Raw genomic sequence first — 22,914 nt, 5'->3', positions numbered from 1 at the left:
ACCTCACATCGGGCTGACCGGCACATCCGCCGGTGCATCACTGCGTTTGATGTCGTCGATTTCGCGACGACGAATCGGCGAGGGCCACAGACCACTCGGGCGGTAGCGCATAACGAGCACTAGCGCCAAGCCAAAGAGCAGCATGCGCAGGCTTTCCGGATCAACCAGTACGCTGCCGAACAGATTTTGTTGAACAGGGCCGGCAATCTGCCGGAAGAACTCCGGCAGAACGGTCAGGAGCAGGGCACCGAAGATCACGCCGGGGATATGCCCCATGCCGCCCAGAACGACCATGCAGAGCACCATCACCGATTCTAGTAAGCCAAAGGATTCCGGGCTAACAAACTGCTGGAAGCCGGCAAACAGACCGCCGGCAACGCCGCCGAAGGTGGCGCCCATGGCAAATGCGAGTAATTTGACGTTGCGGGTGTTGATGCCACAGGCTTTGGCAGCCACTTCGTCTTCACGGATGGCGGCCCAGGCGCGCCCCACGCGGGAGCGTTCAAGGCGTAACGCAATGCCGATGATGAACAGTGCCGCCACCAGAAACAGGTAGTAGTAGCCGACCAGTGAGGGTATCTGCAGGAACCCCAGATCAATCGGACGGGCGAGGGAGATGCTGCCGAAATGAATGGGGTCGATGGCCGAGATACCCTGTGGGCCATTGGTAATGTTCACGGGCGTATTCAGGTTGTTGAGGAAGATACGGATGATCTCTCCGAAACCCAGTGTGACGATGGCCAGGTAGTCCCCACGTAGTTTGAGGGTGGGTGCGCCGAGCAGCATGCCGAATAGACCGGCCACGCCGGCACCTAGCGGCAGAATGGCCCACATCGGCCAGTGCAGGCCGAATTGCGGGCTAGCCAGCAGCGCCCAGAGATAGGCGCCTACGGCGTAGAAGGCGATGTAGCCCATATCGAGCAACCCGGCAAAGCCCACGACAATGTTGAGACCCAGGGCCAGCATCACATACAGCAAGGCAAAGTTGAGAATGCGCAGCCAGGTGTTACCGAAGCCGGCGGCAACCAGCCAGGGCATCGCGGCCAGCAGCACACCGAGTAGCGCCCAGACCAGCCAATGGATCCGGTTGTCCTGGCGTTGCGTAATGCGGGAGAGAAATCGTGCGGCGAGTTTCATGACATCTGTTTCAGGTGCGTTGGTCAGGCGCGTTCGGAAACGCGCTCGCCCATCAGCCCCCCCGGGCGGAAGACAAGCACGATAATGAGCACCAGGAAGGCAAAGATATCCTGGTAGTTGGAACCGAGAAAACCACCGGTCAGGTCTTCGATATAACCGGCTCCCAGCGATTCGATCAAACCGAGTAACAGGCCCCCCAGCATGGCGCCGGTGATATTGCCGATGCCGCCGAGTACGGCCGCGGTAAAGGCTTTCAGGCCGAGCATAAAGCCCATGTAATAGTGGGCGACCGAGTAGTTAGCGCCAACCATCAGACCAGCCAGGGCAGCCAGCGCGGCGCCAATGACGAAGGTGATGGTGATGATCCGGTTGACGGGGATGCCCATGAGCTCGGCAATGGCCGGGTTTTCAGCGGTGGCGCGCATGGCCTGGCCGAGTGAGGTGCGTTGAATCATCCAGGCCAGGATGGCCATGGTGATGCCGGCTAGAGCCACGGTTACAGCCTGCAGCAGGTTCAGGTGCGCGCCACCGATGTCGTAGTTGATGGCGGGCAGAATGTCCGGGAAGGCATGATAGCTGCGGCCCCAGATCATCATGGCCAGGTTCTGCAGCAGAATGGAGACACCAATCGCGCTGATCAGCGGTGTGAGCTTGGGGGCGTGGCGCAGCGGGCGATACGCGTAGCGCTCAATCGCCCAGGCCAGTGCCATGCAGACGGGTGCGGCCACCAGTACAGAAAGTAGGGCCAGCAGTACCGGCGGCATACCGCTGGGTATGAGCGCTGTCATCACGCTATAGCTGACGAGCGCGCCAACCATCACCACTTCGCCGTGGGCAAAGTTGATCAGGCCGAGGATGCCGTAAACCATCGTATAACCCAGTGCGACCAGGGCATAGATACTGCCGAGGACAACACCGTTGATGATCTGCTGGAGAAAAATATCCATGAAACTGCGCCGTTAAAAAATTGCCCGACCATCGGGCCGGGCAATTTGGGGTGGCTGATGCTTACTTGGCTGCAGGCGCTGCTGTATTGGCGGCACCCACGGTCTCGACATACGACCAGTTGCCCCCCTTATCCTGGTAAATGGAGACAGCCGGGCTGGACAGGTCGCCCTTGGCGTCAAAGACCACCTTGGCCGTTACGCCTTGGTATTGGGTCTTACCGACTTCTGGCAGATACTTGGCCGGATCGGCCGAGTTGGCGCGTTGCATTGAATCCGCCATCACCATCACCGCATCATAGACGTAGGGTGCGTAGAGTTGAATCTGCTGGTTGTAGCGCTGCTGGTATTTATCCTTGAACACCGTGCCGCCCGGCATTTTTTCTAGTGGGACGCCGGGTAGCGAACAGTACTGGCCATCGGCGGCGTTACCGGCCAGTTTTATGAACTCCGGTGTGCAACCGCCATCGCCAATCAGGAATGTTGCTTTGAGACCCAATTCGCGGGCCTGTTTGAGCGCCGGGCCGCCTTGAGCATCCATGGCACTGAAGAACAGCACATCCGGATTGGAGGCTTTGATCTTGGTCAGAATGGCCTTGAAATCGGTGGCCTTGTCGGTGGTGAATTCCTGGGCAACAATCTTGGCGCCACCGGCTTCTACGGCTTTCTTGAACTCATCAGCCAGGCCTTGGCCGTAGGCGGTGCGGTCGTCCACGATGGCAATAGTTTTTGCTTTGAGTGTTTTGGTGGCGAACTGTGCCAGGGCTTGCCCTTGGTGAACATCGTTGGCGAACACACGGAAGGTGGTCTTAAAGCCCTGGAGGGTGTAGGTCGGGTTGGTGGCCGAGCCAGAGATCTGTGGAATGCCGGCTTCTGAATAAATGCGCGAAGCCGGGATCGTGGTGCCGGAATTCAGGTGGCCGATCACGCCGTTGACTTTCTGATCCACAAACTTCTGGGCTACTGTGGTGCCGGCTTTGGGGTCGGCCTGGTCATCTTCGGAGATCAGGACAAATTTGACCTTGCTGCCGCCAATGCTGAGGCCACGGCTGTTTAGCTCATCGATCGCCATGACAGCGCCATTTTCATTATCCTTGCCCAGATGCGCTTGTGGGCCGGTTAGCGGCGCAGCATGGCCGACCTTGATGATCACTTCGGTGCCTGCCGCTGGTGCAACATCCTTTTGACCGCAGGCCGTGAGGCTGAGCGTGGCAATAATCAGGGCAGAGGCGGAAAGGGTGTGGCGCTTGTGCAGGGTCATGACGGGCTCCGGAAATATTTTTGCCATTTTTACATAAAAAAACCGACCCCGTGAGGTCGGTTTTTTGTAGGCAGCGTAAGACTTACTTGGCAGCGTCAACCATGTAGTCCACAGCGGCTTTGACATCGTCATCCGACAGCGATGCATTGCCACCCTTTGGCATCATGGCAGTACCTGGTTTGCCCTTCAGAGCAACGTTGTAAAGCGCTGGCATGCCAGTCTTGATGCGTGGTGCCCAGGCGGCTTTGTCACCGAACTTAGGTGCATTAGCGGCGCCAGTAGCGTGGCAGCTAGCACAAGCCTTGGTGTAAGTGCCTTTGCCATCAGCAGCAAGGGCGTTTTGGGCAAGCAGTGCGCCGGCAGCAGCGGCGATTACGAGCATAGCTTTCATGTTGTATGTCTCCTGATAGTGAGTGCGCGAATCTGGACAGTTGATGAATCGGTTAACTGTATGACTAGTGTAAAACACAAAACCCTCTAAAGGCCAGAAAAATGTAGGGTTTTTGCGACGTGTGATTCGTTAAGAATAAATCGGGTCGTCGACCAGCAAGTCAGAGACCGAGGCGACGGCAAATTTCCAGGGTCAGTACAGACTGATTCATCGTGTAGAAGTGCAGGCCGGGGGCACCGCCTTCGATCAGCTGTTCACAGAGATCCGTAACAACGTCGAGGCCAAAGGCTTTGATGCTGTCGGTGTCATCGCCGTAGCTTTCCAGCGTGCGACGCATCCAGCGCGGGATCTCGGCGCCACAGGCATCTGAAAACCGTGCCAGCTTGGTAAAACCACTGATCGGCATGATGCCCGGCACGATGGGTTGGGTGACGCCGGCATTGCGGGCGGCTTCGACAAAGTTGAAGTAGGCGTCGGCATTAAAGAAGTACTGGGTAATCGCCGAGTCGGCACCCGCATTCATTTTGGTGACGAACGCACGTAGGTCGTCTGCGGGTGTGCGTGCTTGTGGGTGCCATTCCGGATAGGCAGCGACTTCGATGCTGAAGTGATCGCCAGTGGTTTCGCGGATAAATTCGACCAGTTCATTGGCGTAACGGAATTCACCGGCTTCGGCCATGCCTGATGGCAGGTCGCCGCGTAGCGCGACGATGCGGCTAATGCCCAGATCCAGGTATTCGTCCAGAATCTCGCGGATGCTGTCACGCGTGGAACCAATGCAAGAAAGGTGGGGCGCAGCATCAATGCCCTCGCTGACCATCTCGCGAATAACGTCGAACGTGCGTTCACGTGTTGAACCGCCGGCACCATAAGTGACTGAGCAGAAGGTCGGTTCCAGTACGGCCAGTTTTTCGCGAACAACGCGCAACTTGTCGAGTCCTTCCGGCGTTTGTGGCGGGAAGAATTCAACGGAGAGTTCAACAGAGGGCTGAGTCATTCAAGAGTCCGGCAGAAATCAAACGCGCTCGATGCGTGGTTGCTCGGTTAGCGACGAGAGGAACCAGCTGGCGATGCTGTAAACAATAGAACCAAATAGAGCGGCAAAAAATCCTTCCACTCTGAAACCACTGAGTAGGTCACCCACCCACCAGAACATCATCGCATTAATCACGAACAGGAACAGACCCAGCGTGAGCAGGGTCACCGGTAGCGTGAGCACGATGAAGATCGGGCGGATGACTGCGTTGACCAGACCCAGAATAACGACAGCGATGAGTGCAGAGCCTAAGCTCTCGATGTGGATGCCCGGCACGATGTACGGGACCAGCAGCAACGCGACGGCATTCAGCGCCCAGGTCAACAGCAGTTTCATGGTGAAATTTCCCTTGGATTAGTAGCGGTAGTGTTCTGGCTTGTAAGGGCCAGCCTTGTTAACGCTAATATACGCTGCTTGCTGATCGGTCAGCTCGGTGAGCTGCGCGTTCAGTGTCTTCAACTGTAGGCGGGCGACCTTTTCATCCAGGTGCTTCGGCAGTGTGTAAACACCAACCGGGTACTTGCTGGTGTCGCGTTCTGTCCACAGTTCGATCTGGGCGATCGTCTGGTTGGCAAACGACGAGCTCATTACGTACGACGGGTGACCTGTGCCGCAACCCAGGTTCACCAGGCGACCCTTGGCCAGCAGGATGATGCGCTTGCCGTCCGGGAAGATCACGTGATCAACCTGTGGCTTGATTTCTTCCCACTGGTATTTTTCGATCGAAGCGACATCGATTTCGTTGTCGAAGTGACCGATGTTGCAGACGATGGCGTTGTTCTTCATCTTGACCATGTGGTCATGGGTAATGACGTGGAAGTTGCCGGTGGTGGTGACAAAAATGTCGGCGTGTTCAGCGGCGTATTCCATCGTGACAACGCGGTAGCCTTCCATGGCAGCTTGCAGGGCGCAGATCGGGTCGATTTCGGTGACCCAGACCTGGGCCGACAGTGCACGCAGTGCCTGTGCTGAGCCCTTGCCTACATCACCGTACCCGGCAACCACAGCAACCTTGCCGGCAATCATCACGTCCGTTGCACGCTTAATGCCATCGACCAGCGATTCGCGGCAGCCATATAGGTTATCGAACTTCGATTTAGTGACCGAGTCATTGACGTTGATGCCGGGGAACTTGAGATCACCACGGGCATGCATCTGATACAAACGGTGTACGCCGGTGGTGGTTTCTTCGGTCACGCCCTTGATCTTGCTCAAACGGTCGGAGTACCAGGTCGGGTCAACAGCGATCTTGGCCTTGATGGCGGCAAACAGGATGCGCTCTTCTTCGCTGCCCGGATTGTTCAGCACGGCCTGATCTTTTTCTGCTTTGGCACCGAGGTGCAGTAACAGGGTGGCATCGCCGCCGTCATCAAGAATCATGTTCGAGTAACCGCCGTCGGTCCACTCGAAAATGCGGTGGGTGTAATCCCAGTAGTCTTCCAGCGATTCGCCCTTAACGGCAAAGACCGGCGTACCTTGAGCAGCAATAGCGGCGGCAGCGTGATCCTGTGTCGAGAAGATGTTGCACGAGGCCCAGCGCACTTCGGCACCCAGGGCTTGCAGGGTTTCGATCAGTACGGCGGTCTGGATGGTCATGTGCAGCGAACCGGTGATGCGGGCGCCACGCAGTGGCTGGGTGGCGGCGAATTCTTCGCGGATCGCCATCAGGCCCGGCATTTCAGTTTCGGCGATAAGAATCTCGCGGCGACCCCAGTCGGCCAGCGACATGTCGGCAATGACGTAATCTTTTTGTGTTGCGTTCATAGAGCTTCCTTTTCCCTAAAGCAAAGCGGGCGTGAATCAAGCAAGGAAACCGTTGAACTTGTGTTGCATGTTCTGCGGTCTTCACCTGATCCACCAACCCCGCAGGTTGGTCAGGTGAGCGCAGTTAATCAGTCCGAGCCTGGCAGCAGAAAAACTCTGCGTCGCAGCGCTCCTCGGAATGGGGAGAATTGTACCAGAATCTGCGCGAAAAAAATCCCGGATCGCCCAAATAGGCGTCCGGGATCAATGGCTTACCGGGGTTTACAGGCCGGCGGCAGCGCGCAGGGCGTCAGCCTTGTCCGTCCATTCCCAGGTGAATTCCGGCTCTTCGCGGCCAAAGTGGCCGTAAGCGGCGGTCTTCGAGTAGATCGGACGCAGCAGATCCAGTGATTGGACGATGCCCTTCGGACGCAGGTCGAAGTGCTCGGCCACCAGTGCGGCAATCTTTTCATCCGAGATCTTGCCGGTACCGGAAGTGTTGACCATCAGCGACACAGGCTTAGCCACGCCGATGGCGTAGGCAACTTGAACTTCAGCCTTGTCGGCCAGACCGGCGGCCACAATGTTCTTGGCCACGTAACGACCGGCGTAAGCAGCCGAGCGGTCAACCTTCGATGGATCCTTACCCGAGAAAGCGCCACCACCATGGTGGGCAGCGCCACCGTAGGTGTCAACGATGATCTTGCGGCCGGTTAAGCCACAGTCACCGTGCGGACCGCCGACCACGAAACGGCCGGTTGGGTTGATCAGGTAACGGATGTTGTCGTTGATGAACTCGGCTGGCAGTACCGGCTTGATGATCTCTTCGATCACGGCTTCTTCGATCTGCTTGTGGGTCACATCAGCATCGTGCTGGGTCGAGACCACCACAGTGTCGATGGCGACGGGCTTGCCGTCCACATAACGCACGGTCAGCTGACTCTTGGCATCCGGACGCAGCCAAGGCAGACGGCCATCGCGACGTAAGTCGGCCTGGCGCTGCATGATGCGGTGCGCGTAGAAAATCGGGAACGGCATCAGCGTCGGAGTTTCGCGGCAGGCGTAACCGAACATCAGGCCCTGGTCACCCGCGCCTTGATCCAGATCGATGCCTTCACCTTCGTTCACGCCCTGGGCAATGTCCGGGCTCTGACGGTTAATGGCGGTGAGGATGGCGCACGACTTGTAGTCGAAGCCGATGTCGGAGTTGTCGTAACCGATACGACGCACGGTGTCTTGTGCGATTTCGCGGTAGTTGATGTGGGCCGACGTGGTGATCTCACCAGAGATAACGACAAGGCCGGTCGAAACGAGTGTTTCGCAGGCAACACGGGCTTTAGGGTCTTCGGCCAGGATGGCATCGAGGATCGCATCAGAGATCTGATCCGCAACTTTATCGGGATGGCCTTCCGAGACGGACTCGGATGAAAAGAGAAACTCGCTCATTTGAATACTCCAGAAACAACAAATCCCCGGTGGACTTGTTCCAGCGATGCTTTGCTGGTGGGGCGTGTCCTGCTCCGGGGATCGGTTCGAGCGAGGGACGCTTTAGCAGATTCGGCGATCATTTCTGATCTGCCCCGCCCTGCAAGTTGTCGTATTAACTCGGCGGTCTGCGATAATTGTCGGTGTAAAAGTCATTTGCGTCAATAGCCTGCAATAGTTCGTCTTATGTCTCGATTACAAACGCCTGACAATTTGTCGTTGAAGCATCGTTGCTATCTGAGCCTGGTTTGTTGGCTGGCCCGCCTGCCGTTACCGGTGTTGCAGGCGATGGGTGCGGTCGTGGGGCGCCTCGTTTATCTGTGTTCGACCAGCTTCCGCCGTCTATTTGATGCCAATCTCACGCAGGCTTTGGGTCCGGATGCGGTGCGGTTACACAGTGTTCGCGCCCAGGCGGAGTCCGGCAAGGCCGTGTTCGAACTGCCCTGGCTCTGGCTCCACCCGCGCGAGGAAACGCTCAAAACATTACAGCGGATAGACGGATGGGAACATGTGCAGGCGGCTCGCGCTGCGGGCAAAGGCATCCTCTTTCTAACGCCGCATCTGGGGTGCTTTGAAATCACGGCGCAGTATGCCGCCAGTCAGCCGGATGCCAGCCCCATCACGGTGTTGTTCCGTCCGCCCAGACAGCGTTGGGCGGAATCGATACTTCGTTTTGGGCGCACGCGGCCTGGTATGCAGATCGCCCCGGCGGATTTGTCCGGGGTGCGCCGCTTGATCCGTGCGTTGAAATCGGGTGAATCGGTGGGGCTGTTACCGGATCAGGTGCCGCCTGCCGGGCAAGGGGCCTGGCTCCCCTGGTTCGGTAAGCCGGCCTATACGATGACGCTGGCGGCCAGACTGGCTCAGACAGGCGCCAGCGTGATCTTCGCCTGTGCCGAGCGACTGCCGAAAGGGCGGGGTTTTGTGCTCAGCTGCCGACCACCATCGAGCCCGTTACCGGTGGATGATCTGGAGGCAACAGCCGCCGCTATTAATCAGGAGTTGATGAAGCTGATATCCTCTTATCCTGAGCAGTATTTCTGGGGCTACAACCGTTATAAGACCCCGCGCGGCTCAAGTGAGCAGCCGCCAGAAAAGCCTTTATGAATAATCAACGCCCCCCTGTTAATTTAAAAACCCTGCCGAGCTGGCTGCTGATTGCGCTGGTCTGGTTGATTTCCAAGTTGCCGCTGCGCGTTATCCGTCTGATTGGTGCATTCTTTGGCACCATCCTCTGGGCGCTGGCACGACAACGGCGTTTTGTAGCGCTGACTAATTTACGGCTGTGTTTTCCGGATATGCCGGATAGTGAACGCAAGAAACTCGTGTTCAAACACTGCATCCGCTTTGCGCAGGCGGTGCTGGATCGTTCGCTCATGTGGTTTGCTTCTGAGAAACGTATTCGCCGCATCGTGCGTCAGCATAATGAAGAGCGCCTCTACAGTGATGATGGCCGACCGACTTTGGTGCTGGCGCCGCATTTCGTGGGGCTGGATGCCACCGGCACGCGCGCCTCGATGATGGGCTCCTGGATCAGTATGTACGCCAAGCAGAAGAACCCCGTGCTTAACTATATGCTGCTGCACGGCCGAAACAGATTTACCAACCCGGTGCTGGTATCCCGTCAGGATGGTCTGCTCAAAGTGGTGAAGGCCATGAAGCGCGGTACCCCTTTCTATTATCTGCCGGATCAGGATTTCGGGCCGAAAGATGCGGTCTTTGCGCCATTCTTCGGATTCCCTGCGGCCACGGTCACCGGCGTGTCGCGCTTGGCGCAGCTGACTAACGCACGGGTGATTGCGATTGTTTCCAAGATGGTACCGGATGGCTATGAGTCCTACTACACCGAAGAGTGGGAAAACTTTCCGGGTGCCTCCGTTGAAGAAGATACGGCCCGCATGAATCAATTTATCGAATCGTGGGTATTGCAGATGCCGGACCAGTATTTCTGGCTGCACAAACGATTCAAAACGCGACCCGAAGGCGAGCCGAGCGTTTACGGCAAGCACCACCGCTAGATCGCGCGGGACGCCTTAGTTTGAACACTTCGTCTATACTGAACAACAGTGTCGCTATGCCGAGAGTTTAGCTAGGTCTGCTCCCACAAATTTAGGAAGATTCATGATGAAAAAGTTCTGGTTCGCTGTTTTTGTGTTGTGCAGTCTGGTGCTCAATGGGTGCTCGAATAAAGACGATGCCAAGTTGATTCGAGTTGCGGTATCGCCCGCGTCGCCACCGATGCTTTATGAAAAAGACGGCAAGATCATGGGGGCCGATTACGATATTTTTAGTGCCTATTGTAAGTCACGCGGCTGCACGATGAAAATTACCAGTTATGACTGGCAGGGCATGCTCGGTGCCGTTTCTAGCGGCCAAGCTGATGTCGCGTTCTCCGGAATTTCTATTACCGCCAAGCGTAAAGAGGTCATGGACTTCTCTCAGCCTTATTACGATAACGCATGGCATTTGGTCAGTCTTGATAGTCGACACATAGAAATCACTGATCTTGCTCAGCTGAAACAGTACAAAATCGGTTATCCACGAGGCATGGCTTATGACGATCTGATCAAGAACGAGCTGGAGCCTAAGGGCTACTATTCATTGAGTCAGGTCAAACTCTATCCAACGTACACGGAAGTGGTGACAGATCTGCAAAACGGCAACATCGATTTGGCATTTATCGAAGCCCCTGTTTTAGCAAATTACACGAACAAGCTGCACCTGCCGCTACACAGTAGCTATGTTTTCAAGGGGTTCGATGTGCTCGGATTTGCGTTTGCCAAGGGATCAAAGTTACGTGATGACTTCGATAAGTTTTTGGTTGAACTAGGTCCCGAAAAGCTCAAGGCGATCATTGACAAGGCGATGCAGTAACTGCAGGGATATCGACCGTGAGTATGCTCGATATCCTTCAGCATCTTGCTGGGGGTATTGTTTATACGGTTTTGGTGACGCTGGTTTGTAGTCTGACAGGTTTGTCTGTCGGTCTCGGCGTGGCAGCCTTGCGGCACTTGTCCAGTTCACTTGTGCGCACGGCTTGTGATGTTTATACCTATCTCTTGCGTGGGATACCCGTGCTGGTATTGCTATTCATGGTCTACTTTGGGTTGCCCAGCATCGGTCTCAAGGTTCCCCCGTTAGTGGCGATGGCGCTCAGTCTCGGATTGATCGCCAGTGCTTATCTTGCAGAGATTTTTCGTGGAGCATTAGCATCAGTAGACCCCATAGAAACTCTTGCCGCAGAAGCCATGGGGATGTCGCGTACACAAATTTTTTTGCACATAGAAATGCCGCAGATGTTGCGTTTCTCACTGCCCGGCATGGTTAATGAATTCACCTCAGTTCTTAAATACTCTCCCTTTGCTTATACCGTCGGAATTCCCGAAATTACCAAAGAAGCGATTACCCTGACAGCGACGACGCTGCAGGGTGCAGAGATCTATTTAGTGGTGGGCATCTTGTATTTCTCAATATATCGCGTTCTTCTGGTCGGTGTGAGATATCTGGAGCGTAGCTTCAGAGTCCCGGGCATTTCCAGCCTGTAGATGATTAAGGTGTTGACATGGCGCTAATAGAAATTCGGGCTCTAGAGAAAAAATTCAACGAGCATCGTGTTCTGGCGGGGGTTGACCTCAACGTAAAGGCGGGTGAAATTAAAGTCGTGATGGGGCCGTCGGGGTGCGGTAAATCGACACTGTTACGCTGTCTCAATCGGTTGGTTGAACCGACATCGGGCTCTATACGGTTTGACGGCGTTGAAGTGACCAGCCCTGCCACCGATGTAAGATTGTTACGCCAAAAAATCGGTTTTGTGTTTCAGCAGTTTGCGCTTTATCGCCACCTGTCTGTACTTGATAACGTTACGTTGGGCCTGCGTAAGTTACAGCATATGGGTAAATCGGTCGCTGAAGAAAAGGCGGGAGAGCAGTTGCAACGCTTGGGTATGTTTGAGCATAAGCACAAATTTCCCGGACAGATATCGGGCGGACAGAAGCAGCGCGTAGCTCTGGCCCGAGCGTTGGCCATGGATCCGGCAATGATTGTTTTGGATGAACCGACTTCAGCGCTTGATCCGGTCATGTCTCGAGAAGTGGGCGCTCTGATTAAGCAGCTGCATGCTGAAGGCGTTACCATGCTCTGTGTGACACATGATATTGATCTGGCGCAGGCCATATCCGAAACCGTCGTTTTTCTCGATCAGGGTGTCGTGAAAGCGGAAGCGTCTTTAGAGCATCTATCAGCCCACGCTGATCCGTTAACCCGAGCCTTTTTTAGCCGTAAGAAGGATTGATCGTGAGCGGTTGGACGGCATTCTTTCGGGATCTTAATGAACAGGCGCCGCTGATCTTCAACGGTTTAGTTGATACATTACATCTTGCTTTTGCAATCAGCATTTCCGGGCTGTTGCTTGGCATTGTCGTTTTTTATCTCAGCATCAGTCGAAATGCAGTCATCCAGCGCATCACCAAAAGTTACATGTCTTTTTTTATCGGGATGCCGTTGATTGTCTTGCTGTTCCTCATGTACTACGGGCTGCCCCAATGGGGTATTCGCATGTCGCCCTTTACCGTTGCGTTTATCGGCTTCACCCTTAACGTCGCTGCATACAATGCGGCTTACTTAACGACTGCATACAATGGCATGGACTCAACAGAGTTAGAGGCGGCCGAGGCGCAAGGGTTCAATCATGGACAGGTATTTCGCTATATCACTTTACCGCAGGTCTTAAGGTTATCAGTGCCGGCACTCACTAATCAGGTTATCGGTAATCTGAAAGATAGTTCGGTGGCTTTTTTGATCCAGTACACGGAGTTTTTTGCCCGGGTCCAGGAATTGGCTGCGACTAATTTTCAATTCTTCAAAGCCTACCTGTTTGCCGCGCTCGTTTATCTTGTGGTGGTGTCACTCATAGTCCTGGTGGCCAGAGCAATCGAGAAGAAAATCTGCATCATTGGTTGATGTCTAGTGGCATATCAGGGGACAATCTGCTCAATATGAAACTTAAATTCTCCAAAATGCATGGCCTCGGCAACGACTTTGTCGTACTGGATGGCGTGCGCCAGCATGTCTCGTTGAGCACCGAGCAGATTCGGGCGCTGGGAGATCGGCACATGGGCGTTGGTTTTGACCAGCTGCTTTTGGTTGAACCCGCACAATCGCCGGGCGCGGATTTTCGTTATCGTATTTTTAATGCCGATGGCAGTGAAGTGGAGCAGTGTGGAAACGGGGCGCGTTGCTTTGTGCGCTTTGTGCATGACCAGGGTCTGACGGAGAAGTCAGCCATTGTGGTGGAAACCAAACGTGGCATCATTCACCCACGTCTCGAAGCGAATGGCCTGGTGACCGTTGACATGGGGCAGCCTCGTTTTACGCCAGCCGAGATTCCGTTTGTGTCAGACAACGATGCGGCAGAGCAGCCCTTGGCGTTGCCGGATGGTGCAACGCTGACCATTGGCGTTGTGTCGATGGGCAACCCCCACGCGGTGACAGTGGTGGCAGACGTTGATAGCGCACCGGTGGCCGTACAGGGCCCACAGATTGAACACCATGCGCGGTTTCCGCAGCGGGTGAATGCGGGTTTTATGCAAGTACTTGACCGCAACAATATCCGCTTGCGCGTTTTCGAACGGGGTGCGGGTGAAACGCTCGCCTGCGGCACGGGTGCGTGCGCCGCTGTCGTCTCCGGCATTCGTCGTGGTCTGCTCGATTCGCCGGTGCGTGTGCAGACACGCGGTGGCGATCTGAATATTGCCTGGGCGGGTACAGGGCAGCCGGTCATTATGACGGGCCCGGCCGTGACGGTTTTTACTGGAGAGATTTCGTTATGAGTATGACGCCCGAAGCCGTGTTGGAGTTCCTGAAGTCCCACCCGGAATTTTTTGAAGAGCAGGCGGAATTTTTCCATCAGGTTGAGATTGCCCACCCTTATAGTGGCCGCACGATTTCTTTGGCTGAGCGTCAGATGATTACGCTGCGCGAAAAGAACCGCTTGCTGGAGCATCGCCTGGGCGAGTTGCTGGGCGTGGGTGAAAGCAATGATGCGCTCGGTGCTCGCATGCACCAGCTAACGGTGGCACTGGTCGGTGCCAGCCGGTTGGATCAGATTATCGGCATAGTACTCAAATCACTGGCCGAAGACTTCGCGGTGCCGCAGGCCAAATTACGGCTCTGGGGCGAAGGGGCCGCAAATCTTGGGCACGAATCCTGCACGCCGGTTAGCGCCGAGCTGATCAAGGAAGTGGCCGGGATTCATCATCCGGTGACCGGCAGCGTACGTACCGGTGAAGTCGCCGCCTGGTTCGGTGGCGAAGACGATGCACTGGCCTCCATGGCGCTGGTGCCGCTTCGTTTTGAAGGCCAGACGCTGGGTCTTCTGGCCATGGCGTCAGATGATGCCGAGCGCTTTGTGGCAGGTATGGGGACAACCTATATCGAACGCCTCGGTGACGTCATTGCTGCTACCCTGGCCCGCGTTCTTCGCGGTTAACCCGTCGTCGCTGTAGGTTATGACCGGCACCGTTGCTGCGGATACTCTGCCGTTATGGCAAGGTGCTGAAGACTGGCTGGCAGAACTGCGGGATCAGCGGCGCGTGTCACCGCATACCTTAAGCAATTACGAACGGGATCTGCGCCGCCTGCAGTCGCTGGCGGGTTCGGCAGCCCCGGCCGAACTGACGGCGCTCGATCTACGACGCTTCATTGGGCGATTGCACGCCTCAGGTTTGTCCGGACGTTCGATTGCCCGATCGCTATCGGCTTGGCGTGGTTTCTTACGCTGGCTGGCGCGGCGCGGTGTGCTTGATGCCAACGTGGCCGAGGGTCTGCACGCACCCAAACACCCGAAACGGTTGCCAGATGCCCTGTCGGTGGACGAAGCCTTTCGATTGCTGAATGTTGCGGCCCCTTCTGAGCAACCCGGCAAAAACGCTGAGCGTGAACACTGCTTGCAATGTCGCGATCAGGCCATCTTCGAACTGTTCTACTCTTCGGGTATCCGTTTGTCCGAATTGGTAGGGCTGAATAGGGATTGCCTGACAGACCTGCGCCAGGGTGAAGTGCGCGTCTTGGGCAAACGGAATAAAACACGCGTGGTGCCGGTGGGTCGTACGGCACAGGAAGCCGTTGAAGCCTGGTTAGCCGTGAGGGCGCAGTTGCTCAAAGCAGAAGATGAGCCGGCATTGTTTCTGGGGCAGCAGGGAAGGCGCATCACGCCACGGATGATTCAGCTGCGTTTGCAGAAGCATGGCCAGCAACAGGGTTTGCCGCAGCGTGTGCATCCGCACCAGTTGCGCCACTCGTTCGCAACTCATATGTTGCAGGGCTCAGGCGATTTGCGTGCCGTACAGGAGATGCTGGGTCACGCCAGCATTGCCTCGACCCAGGTTTATACTCACCTCGATTTTCAGCATCTGGCCCAGGTGTATGACCAGGCGCACCCACGAGCGCATCGCAGCAAAGAGGCTGTAGCGCAAGCCAATGCCACGCGCTTTAACCCCGAACAAGAAGATAAGAAATAACATGACCGCCACACTGATTTTAGAGTCCGGTAAATCCGGTTCCGTTCGTCGTCGCCACCCCTGGATTTTTGCCGGGTCAGTCGCCACGCTTAAGGGGCGTGCCCGCTCCGGCGATACGGTGATCGTTGAGGATGAGCGTGGTGCAGTGATGGGGCGTGCTGCCTGGAGCCCCGAATCGAAAATTCGTGCCCGGATGTGGACCTTTGACCCGGATGAAACGATTGACCATGCGTTCTTCAAGCGACGTGTCGCGCAGGCGGTGGCGCGCCGTGCAGGTTGGGCTGTGCTGCGTGGCGAACAACCCGAGCCCGCAGGTGAGCGGCTGATTCATGGCGAAGCCGATGGTTTGCCGGGCGTTATTGCCGACCGCTATGGCGATACGGTGGTGCTACAGCTCACCAGTGCCGGGGCCGATGCCTGGCGCGACGCGATTGTGGCTGGCATTGTGCAGGCCGCCGGGTGCAAGCAGATTTATGAACGCTCGGATTCCGATGTGCGTAAGCTGGAAGGCTTGGAACCTGTGACCGGCTGGATTGCTGCCAAAGGGTTGAATGACGTCCCCGCTAACGCCTTTCCGCAGATCGATGAGCACGGTGTGCGCTTTGGTGTGGATGTGATTAGCGGTCACAAGACCGGGTTCTATCTGGATCAGCGCGATAATCGCCTCATGCTGCGTGCGCTGGCCAAGAATCGTCGTGTGCTCAATTGCTTTTGCTATACGGGTGGATTTTCCTTGCAGGCGCTAGCGGGTGGTGCGAGCTCTGTGATGTCGATTGATTCATCTGGGCCGGCGCTTGAGCAGGCCAAAGCCAATCTCGCGATGAATCCGCATCTGGATGCCAGCCTTGCTGAGTGGCGTGATGCCGATGTCTTTCAGGCGCTGCGCGATTATCACAAGGCCGGTGAGAAGTTTGACCTCATTGTTCTGGATCCACCGAAGTTTGCACCTTCGGCAGCCCATGCCGATCAGGCCGCTCGCGCCTATAAGGACATTAATCTGTTCGGATTCAAATTGCTAGCACCGGGAGGGCTGATGATGACCTACTCTTGCTCGGGCGGCATCGGTTTGGAGCTTTTCCAGAAGATTGTTGCGAGTGCCGCCTCTGATGCGGGAAGAGATGCGCGTATTTTGCGGCGCCTGATGGCGTCGAGTGATCACCCCGTTGGTCTGGCTGCGCCGGAAGGGGAGTATCTGAAAGGGTTGCTCGTCGAAGCAAGCTAATGCGAACCTCTGTTGACGCCACTGCCAGAGCCAGGCTCTGGTCAGCCGCGGGTATCGTGGTGCTTTCTCTGCTCTGGGGCTACACCTGGGTGCTTGCCAAGCAAGCCTTGGATTTTGCGCCGCCACTGACCATGACCTTTATGCGCGTTTTCGGTGGTGCCCTGGCGCTCTTCGTCGCGCTGCGCCTGATGCGTCAACCGATGGCTTTGCCGATGGCGCGCGAGGTGCTGCTGATCAGTCTGTGCCAGGTCGTCTGTTTCATGTTGCTGCAAACATTGAGCCTCAACTATGGTGCTGCCGGCAAAACAGCCGTGCTGGTTTACACCATGCCGATTTGGACATTATTTCTGGCTTGGCCTCTGCTGGGAGAACGTGTGCGTGGCGGGCAATGGTTTGCAGTGTTCGGCATATTAATCGGACTTTTTTTCATCATCGAACCTTGGCATTTACAATCGGACTGGTTGAGCAACGCCTTGGCGATTGGTGCAGCCATCTTTTGGGCGATGGGGACAGTGCTGGTCAAGAAACTCCGTCGTCACACACGGGTCAGTTTGCTCGCACTGACGGCATGGTCCAACCTGATTGGCTGCATTCCTCTGGGCGTGATTGCCGCAATCGCCAATGAGCCAACGGTACGTTGGGCACCTGAATTTTTCGTGATTCTGACAGTTTTGTCATTCATTAGCACCGCTTTCTGCTGGTGGTTATGGACATCAATTCTGGATCGTGTGCCGGCGTGGGAAGCGAGTCTTCTAGTTTTAGGGACTCCGGTCATTGCCATCATTTGCTCCAGGCTGGTGCTGAATGAGGCGTTCAGCAGCTTTGAAATTGCAGGTATCCTGTTGATTGGTTTAGGGCTGCTCTTATTGTCGTTTGTCAGTTGGCGCCGCGAACGCCGCCTGTCTTCATCTCTGGTCTGAAGTCTTATGGAACTCTTTGTTCGAATTCTCGAAGTGATCTTTCCGGTCATCGCCGTGGTGATGGTCGGCTTCTGGGCGGGGCGAAAGAACAAGCCGGAAATGGTGGTAGCCAACCGCTTGAATATGGATTACTTCACGCCGGCCATGGTGTTTACCGTCATGGCGGGCGGCGACTTCCACATCCGCGAATATGTCTGGCTGGCAGCGGGTGCGGCGATTTCGATTTTTGCCTGCGGCCTGATCGGCTATCTAACGGCACGGAGCCTGCATGAGGCCCCTAAAACCGTGGGCCTGCCGATCATGATCAACAACAGTGGTAATCTGGGTATTCCGCTGGCGCTGCTGGCCTTTGGCAAGGAAGGTATGGCGGCGGCGGTGGTGCTGTTTCTGGTGTCCAATACCATTCACTTCGTTATTGGCCCCTGGATCCTGAATCCCGAGGCCCGCATCAGTGATGTCTGGAAGATTCCGATGATTCAGGCAGCCGTGCTGGGGCTGACTTTTAACATCCTGCAGATTCATCTGTGGCAACCGTTGATGTTTGCCTTGAAGATGCTGGGCGATATTTCGGTGCCGCTGATGCTCTTTGCGCTGGGTGTGCGTCTGTGCGACGTCAAGTTTTCGGAAAGCAAGGCTGCCATGGTGTCGGCCATCGTCCGTCCGGTGGCAGGCATGGGCACCGCAGCGCTGATTGGCTGGTTGCTGGGTCTGTCGGATGCCTTTATTGCCCAGCTGATTCTGTTTGGTTCACTGCCGCCCGCGGTACTGAACTACATGTTTGCCGAGCGTTATCACCAGGAGCCACAAAAAGTGGCCTCCATCGTGATGATTGGCAATATCGCCGGCTTGTTGTTTATCCCGCTGGCCCTGCTGATCGTTCTGCCGCGTTAAAGCGTGATGGTCTGCTCGCCGGCGTAAAGGCTTTCGACGGTTTCGCGGGCGCGCACCAAGTGTGTTTTATTGCCATCCACCAGAATCTCCGCGGCACGCGGACGCGTATTGTAGTTCGAGCTCATGACCATGCCGTAGGCACCGGCCGACAGCACGGCGAGCAGGTCCCCTTGCTGTAGTGCCAGCGGCCGAGCCTGGCCCAGGAAGTCGCCCGTTTCACAGACCGGACCCACGATGTCATACGTGCGTGCTTCGCAGTTGTGGGGTTTGACGGCAACAATGTCATGCCAGGCTTCGTAGAGTGCCGGACGGGCGAGATCGTTCATGGCAGCGTCGACAATGGCGAAATGCTTGTCTTCGCCGTGCTTGAGGTATTCCACCTTGGTCAACAGGACGCCGGCGTTGCCGACCAGGCGACGGCCCGGTTCCAGCAGGACGCGCAGGCCACGGCCGGTCAGTCGATCCAGCAGGGGACGCAGGTAGTCGGCGACCACCGGCTCCGTCTGGCCTTCATGGTAGTAAATGCCAAGACCACCCCCCAGATCAATGTGGTGCAGATGAATGCCTTCGGCCTTGAGGGTGTCGACCAGCGGCAGAATGCGTTCCAGGGCTTCCACAAAGGGCGACGGATCGAGCAACTGTGAACCGATATGGCAATCGATGCCTGTCACGTCAATGAACGGCAGGGATGCGGCATGACGGTAGAGCGCCAACGCATCAGCGATGGGGACACCGAACTTGTTTTCTTTGAGGCCCGTCGAAATATAGGGGTGCGTTTTGGCATCCACATCCGGGTTCACGCGCAGGCTGATTGGCGCGCGCTTGCCGACGCGGGCGGCAACGGCCGCCAGACGATCCAGTTCGCTGGCCGATTCGACGTTGAAGCAGAGGATGCCTGCTTCCAGCGCGGCGACCATTTCTGCTTCGGTCTTGCCGACACCGGAGAACACCACTTTCTTCGGGTTGCCGCCGGCTGCCAGTACGCGGGCCAGCTCGCCGCCGGAAACGATGTCGAAGCCTGAGCCCAATTGCGCAAACAGGCTCAATACGCCTAAATTGCTATTGGCTTTGACGGCAAAGCAGACCAGACCCTCTTTGCCCGCCGGGTGCACTGCAAGCGTTTCGGCGAAGGCGTTGTAGGCATCGGTGAGCGCCGCACGAGAATACACATAGGCCGGTGTGCCGACCTCATTGGCGATGGCTTGCAGATTGCAGCCTTCAAAGTGCAGGGTCTGGTGCTGGTCGTTCAGGTGGCGGCTGTGCGGAAAATGACGTTGCGACATAAGCGGTAATTTCAGTCTGGATCAGTAATCTTAATTCGCCAGCATCTGGGCAGGCGAGTCGGTGCTGGGGTTGCGTAGTGATTCTGCGGCAATGCTCGGGGTGATAGCCGGGTCCGGGTTCGGCTGGCTGCCTTCGGCGCCGGCAGGTGGCTTGGCGGTGGGCAGCTGATTGGGCGCCAAATAGAGGCCACCCTTGATGCCGCATGCTGCTAGTGATGTGGCGAACAGGGCTGCGGTCAACAGGTGTGCTACGTGCATCGAGCAGATTCGACCATTTGAGTAAATTGACAGGGGCATCTTCATAGCATGATGTTATCACGCAGGGTGACGCGAACCCGCTAGAATGACCGCTTCAGGAATCACCCGGCCGGAACGTCACCATGGATGAAAAAAGCTTTTTGAACCGTTGTCAGCAAACATTGCTGCAGATTGAGACAGCTGTCGAACACGCTGCAGATGATGGTGCCGACGTCGATTTCGAAATGCAGGGCGGCATTCTTGAAATCGAATGTGCCGACGGCAGCAAGGTGATAGTCAGCCCGCATGTCATTGCCCGGGAGATCTGGGTGGCGGCGCGCTCCGGCGGATTTCACTTCCGTTATGACGAGGCATTGGGCTGGGTGGATACCCGCACGGGAGAGCCCTTGTTTGCGCGTCTGGTGGAGATACTCCAACAACAAGGCCAGGTCTCGCTGCAACTACGCTGAGCCTGGCCTGTGAGTGATGGATCCAGTCGGCGTTGGTTAATCGACCGGATTGCCGCCGGTGTCGGCGGGTTCCGGGTCGATGCTTGCCGGTACACTGCCCTTGAAGAAGTATTCCTTGGTGGCACCCTTGCGGTTGCTGGTGACATCAACCGCCACCACATCCTCTGGTGGAGGCAGTGTGCCCTGGGGGACGCCCTGTAGCGCGGTTTCCATAGCACCAATCCACATGGGCAATGCGGCTGCGCCACCGGTTTCGCCGTTACCCAGGTTGCGGGGTTGGTCAAAGCCCATCCAAGCACAGCCGGCGGCCGTGATCTGATAACCACAGAACCAGGCATCCACATGCTCGTTGGTGGTCCCGGTTTTACCCGCCAGGTCGGTACGCTTCAATTGCGCGGAAGCTTTAGCAGCGGTCCCGTAGATGGTGACGTCACGCAGCATGCTGTCCATCACGAAGGCGTTACGCGCTTCAATCACGCGCGGTGCCGTATCGCCGGCGATCACAGGTTGCGCTTGAGCGACGACCGTACCCTTTTCATCGCGGATCTCCTGCACGATGTAAGGGTTGACCAGATAGCCGCCATTGGCGAACACGCTATAGGCGCGTGCCATCTGCCACGGCGTGACCGAACCGGCACCCAGCGCCATAGTGAGGTAGGGCGGATGTTTTTCTGCATCAAAACCGAAGCGGGTCACATATTCCTGAGCGTATTTGACGCCGGAGGCCTGCAGGATGCGAATCGATACCATGTTCTTAGACTTGGCCAGAGCCGTACGTAACCGCATCGGCCCTTCGTACTTGCCGTCGTAGTTTTTCGGGGTCCATGCAGTAGAACCGGTTTCCGCCGAGCCGATGGTGATCGGGCTGTCTTCCACAATGCTGGCCGGTGTAAAGCCCTTTTCCAGCGCGGCAGAATAAATGAAGGGCTTAAACGACGAGCCCGGTTGACGCCATGCCTGGGTAATGTGGTTGTATTTATTCAGGGTGTAGTCAAAACCTCCTACCAGGGCCAGTACGGCACCGTCTTTCGGTGCCATGGCCACATAGCCGGCCTGGACTTCCGGCAGCTGGCTGAGCTGCCACACACCCTTGTCATCCTTGATCACGCGCACCACGGCACCGGGGCGCAGGCGTTTGTTGGTTGGGGCTTTTTCGCCCATCATCGATTGCGCAATCTTGATCTGATCGCCGGTCAGAATCATCGGGTCGCCGCCACGCACGGCGAGACGAATCTTCTGCGGGTCGAGTGCCAGAATGACAGCGGGCTTCAGCAGGTCGGAATCCGGGTAGTTCGAGAGCAGATCATCGACATCATCATCTTCGTTTTTGAGCTTCGAGAGATCGACAAAGCCTTCGGCCCCACGGTAGCCATGACGTTTGTCATAGGCCAGCACGCCATTGCGCATGGCCTTGTAGGCGGCTTCCTGGTCGGCCTTCTTGACCGTGGTGATGACGGTCAGACCGCGCGTGTAAATATCCTGTGGGAACAGATCGTTGGCCATCTGCCGTGCCATTTCGGCCACATAGTCGGCATGAACAGCAAACTCGTTGGCATGACGTTTGACATTCATCTGTTCGTTCAGGGCGGTTTCGTACTGCGCATCCGACAAGTACTTCAGATCATGCATTCGGCGCAGCACATACTGCTGGCGAATCTTGGCACGCTTTGGGTTTACCACCGGGTTATAGGCCGAAGGGGCTTTGGGTAAGCCAGCCAGCATGGCGGCTTCGGCGGGTGTCAGTTGATCCAGGCTTTTGCCAAAGTAGATCTGGGCGGCCGAGGCAAAGCCATAAGCGCGCTGGCCGAGGTAGATCTGGTTGATGTAGAGCTCCAGAATCTGGTCTTTGGTGAGGTTCTTCTCGATTTTCAGCGCCAGCAGCACTTCGTAGAGTTTGCGGGTGACCGTTTTTTCTGAAGACAGGAAGAAATTACGCGCCACCTGCATGGTGATGGTGGAGGCGCCTTGCTTCTTGCCGCCGGAGACCAGGTTGGCGGCCGCTGCCCGCGCAAAACCGAACACATCCACGCCCGAATGCTGATAGAAACGGTCATCTTCGGCGGCCAGAATGGCCTGTTTCATCACTTCCGGCACCTGATTGATCTTTACCACCTGGCGGCGCTCCTCGCCGAACTCACCAATCAGTGCACCATCCGAGGTGTACACCCGCAGCGGGACTTTCGGACGGTAGTCCGTCAGCACATCGAGCGATGGCAGCTGCGGGTAGGCGAAGGCGACCAGCACACCGCCCAGGCTGAAGCCGATGACGGTGAGCAGTGCCAGAGTGACCAGAAGTTTATTGAACCAGCGCAAGATGATGATCCGTAAAGAATTTTCGTGATTATACGGGACGGGATTAAGACAGCCTTAGGTGAGC

At 56.5% G+C, this 22,914-nt stretch carries 24 protein-coding genes and 1 riboswitch; of the genes, 13 read left to right on the top strand and 11 right to left on the bottom strand.

The features are described from left to right. Window positions 1–3 precede the first annotated feature (3 nt). From AC3GOJ_RS00635 to metK, 8 genes are all read right to left on the bottom strand, one after another. Window positions 4–1,137 carry an ABC transporter permease subunit gene (locus tag AC3GOJ_RS00635; RefSeq protein WP_488235513.1) on the bottom strand — a complete coding sequence of 378 codons (1,134 nt, stop codon included), beginning with the start codon at window positions 1,135–1,137 and terminating at the stop codon, window positions 4–6. A gap of 23 nt (window positions 1,138–1,160) precedes the next feature. Then, on the bottom strand, window positions 1,161–2,084 hold the full coding sequence (locus tag AC3GOJ_RS00630) for a branched-chain amino acid ABC transporter permease (RefSeq protein ID WP_488235512.1): 924 nt from the start codon (window positions 2,082–2,084) through the stop codon (window positions 1,161–1,163). Window positions 2,085–2,145: 61 nt separating this feature from the next. Continuing rightward, window positions 2,146–3,342, bottom strand: a complete 1,197-nt coding sequence (locus AC3GOJ_RS00625) for a branched-chain amino acid ABC transporter substrate-binding protein (protein ID WP_488235511.1) — start codon at window positions 3,340–3,342, stop codon at window positions 2,146–2,148. A gap of 82 nt (window positions 3,343–3,424) precedes the next feature. After that, window positions 3,425–3,733, bottom strand: a complete 309-nt coding sequence (locus tag AC3GOJ_RS00620) for a c-type cytochrome (protein WP_488235510.1) — start codon at window positions 3,731–3,733, stop codon at window positions 3,425–3,427. Window positions 3,734–3,893: 160 nt separating this feature from the next. Further along, the gene (gene metF, locus AC3GOJ_RS00615) at window positions 3,894–4,730 is read right to left on the bottom strand and encodes a methylenetetrahydrofolate reductase [NAD(P)H] (protein WP_488235509.1); all 837 of its coding nucleotides are present in this window, start codon (window positions 4,728–4,730) and stop codon (window positions 3,894–3,896) included. An 18-nt stretch (window positions 4,731–4,748) separates the two neighbouring features. Further along, window positions 4,749–5,105, bottom strand: a complete 357-nt coding sequence (locus AC3GOJ_RS00610; protein WP_488235508.1) for a phage holin family protein — start codon at window positions 5,103–5,105, stop codon at window positions 4,749–4,751. A gap of 18 nt (window positions 5,106–5,123) precedes the next feature. After that, on the bottom strand, window positions 5,124–6,533 hold the full coding sequence (gene ahcY, locus AC3GOJ_RS00605) for an adenosylhomocysteinase (protein ID WP_488235507.1): 1,410 nt from the start codon (window positions 6,531–6,533) through the stop codon (window positions 5,124–5,126). A gap of 109 nt (window positions 6,534–6,642) precedes the next feature. Continuing rightward, window positions 6,643–6,714: riboswitch (S-adenosyl-L-homocysteine riboswitch) on the bottom strand. Window positions 6,715–6,794: 80 nt separating this feature from the next. Next, entirely contained in the window at window positions 6,795–7,958 is a 1,164-nt protein-coding gene (gene metK, locus AC3GOJ_RS00600) for a methionine adenosyltransferase (protein WP_488235506.1), read from the bottom strand. 225 nt (window positions 7,959–8,183) lie between these two features. Here metK and AC3GOJ_RS00595 point away from each other — a divergent pair, with 225 nt between their 5' ends. The 12 genes from AC3GOJ_RS00595 to AC3GOJ_RS00540 all read left to right on the top strand — a co-directional run bounded on the left by AC3GOJ_RS00595 (window position 8,184) and on the right by AC3GOJ_RS00540 (window position 18,547). Next, entirely contained in the window at window positions 8,184–9,104 is a 921-nt protein-coding gene (locus tag AC3GOJ_RS00595; RefSeq protein WP_488235505.1) for a lysophospholipid acyltransferase family protein, read from the top strand. After that, a complete protein-coding gene (locus AC3GOJ_RS00590; protein WP_488235504.1) occupies window positions 9,101–10,015 on the top strand; it encodes a lysophospholipid acyltransferase family protein in 915 nt (304 codons plus the stop codon). The genes AC3GOJ_RS00595 and AC3GOJ_RS00590 overlap by 4 nt, the downstream gene beginning before the upstream one ends. Window positions 10,016–10,118: 103 nt before the next feature. Then, a complete protein-coding gene (locus AC3GOJ_RS00585; RefSeq protein WP_488235503.1) occupies window positions 10,119–10,871 on the top strand; it encodes a transporter substrate-binding domain-containing protein in 753 nt (250 codons plus the stop codon). Window positions 10,872–10,894: 23 nt separating this feature from the next. Further along, entirely contained in the window at window positions 10,895–11,542 is a 648-nt protein-coding gene (locus AC3GOJ_RS00580; RefSeq protein ID WP_488235702.1) for an amino acid ABC transporter permease, read from the top strand. Window positions 11,543–11,559: 17 nt separating this feature from the next. Further along, the gene (locus tag AC3GOJ_RS00575; RefSeq protein WP_488235502.1) at window positions 11,560–12,288 is read left to right on the top strand and encodes an amino acid ABC transporter ATP-binding protein; all 729 of its coding nucleotides are present in this window, start codon (window positions 11,560–11,562) and stop codon (window positions 12,286–12,288) included. 2 nt (window positions 12,289–12,290) lie between these two features. Next, on the top strand, window positions 12,291–12,956 hold the full coding sequence (locus AC3GOJ_RS00570; protein ID WP_488235501.1) for an amino acid ABC transporter permease: 666 nt from the start codon (window positions 12,291–12,293) through the stop codon (window positions 12,954–12,956). A 35-nt stretch (window positions 12,957–12,991) separates the two neighbouring features. Continuing rightward, entirely contained in the window at window positions 12,992–13,825 is an 834-nt protein-coding gene (gene dapF, locus AC3GOJ_RS00565) for a diaminopimelate epimerase (RefSeq protein WP_488235500.1), read from the top strand. Continuing rightward, window positions 13,822–14,484 (top strand): DUF484 family protein, encoded by a 663-nt coding sequence (locus tag AC3GOJ_RS00560; protein ID WP_488235499.1) that lies wholly within the window; start codon window positions 13,822–13,824, stop codon window positions 14,482–14,484. Before dapF ends, AC3GOJ_RS00560 begins: the two co-directional genes overlap by 4 nt. 19 nt (window positions 14,485–14,503) lie before the next feature. Next, window positions 14,504–15,514: a tyrosine recombinase XerC gene (gene xerC / locus AC3GOJ_RS00555; RefSeq protein ID WP_488235498.1), complete on the top strand. Its 1,011-nt coding sequence runs from the start codon at window positions 14,504–14,506 to the stop codon at window positions 15,512–15,514. 1 nt (window position 15,515) lies between these two features. Further along, a complete protein-coding gene (locus AC3GOJ_RS00550; RefSeq protein WP_488235497.1) occupies window positions 15,516–16,736 on the top strand; it encodes a class I SAM-dependent rRNA methyltransferase in 1,221 nt (406 codons plus the stop codon). Beyond that, window positions 16,736–17,656, top strand: a complete 921-nt coding sequence (locus AC3GOJ_RS00545) for a DMT family transporter (protein WP_488235496.1) — start codon at window positions 16,736–16,738, stop codon at window positions 17,654–17,656. Before AC3GOJ_RS00550 ends, AC3GOJ_RS00545 begins: the two co-directional genes overlap by 1 nt. A gap of 6 nt (window positions 17,657–17,662) precedes the next feature. Further along, on the top strand, window positions 17,663–18,547 hold the full coding sequence (locus AC3GOJ_RS00540; RefSeq protein WP_488235495.1) for an AEC family transporter: 885 nt from the start codon (window positions 17,663–17,665) through the stop codon (window positions 18,545–18,547). Here AC3GOJ_RS00540 and lysA read toward each other — a convergent pair. Continuing rightward, the gene (gene lysA / locus AC3GOJ_RS00535; protein WP_488235494.1) at window positions 18,544–19,830 is read right to left on the bottom strand and encodes a diaminopimelate decarboxylase; all 1,287 of its coding nucleotides are present in this window, start codon (window positions 19,828–19,830) and stop codon (window positions 18,544–18,546) included. The two genes, AC3GOJ_RS00540 and lysA, sit on opposite strands and share 4 nt — an antisense overlap. A gap of 30 nt (window positions 19,831–19,860) precedes the next feature. Further along, the gene (lptM, locus tag AC3GOJ_RS00530) at window positions 19,861–20,088 is read right to left on the bottom strand and encodes an LPS translocon maturation chaperone LptM (protein ID WP_488235493.1); all 228 of its coding nucleotides are present in this window, start codon (window positions 20,086–20,088) and stop codon (window positions 19,861–19,863) included. Window positions 20,089–20,210: 122 nt separating this feature from the next. Here lptM and cyaY point away from each other — a divergent pair, with 122 nt between their 5' ends. Then, on the top strand, window positions 20,211–20,537 hold the full coding sequence (gene cyaY / locus AC3GOJ_RS00525; protein ID WP_488235492.1) for an iron donor protein CyaY: 327 nt from the start codon (window positions 20,211–20,213) through the stop codon (window positions 20,535–20,537). 36 nt (window positions 20,538–20,573) lie between these two features. Here cyaY and AC3GOJ_RS00520 read toward each other — a convergent pair whose 3' ends face one another. Continuing rightward, window positions 20,574–22,850 carry a penicillin-binding protein 1A gene (locus tag AC3GOJ_RS00520; protein WP_488235491.1) on the bottom strand — a complete coding sequence of 759 codons (2,277 nt, stop codon included), beginning with the start codon at window positions 22,848–22,850 and terminating at the stop codon, window positions 20,574–20,576. Window positions 22,851–22,914: the final 64 nt, after the last annotated feature.

The organism is Fluviibacter sp. (assembly GCF_057744235.1).
Note: the sequence above shows the minus strand (reverse complement) of the source record. Positions and strands in the feature narration are given on the sequence as shown.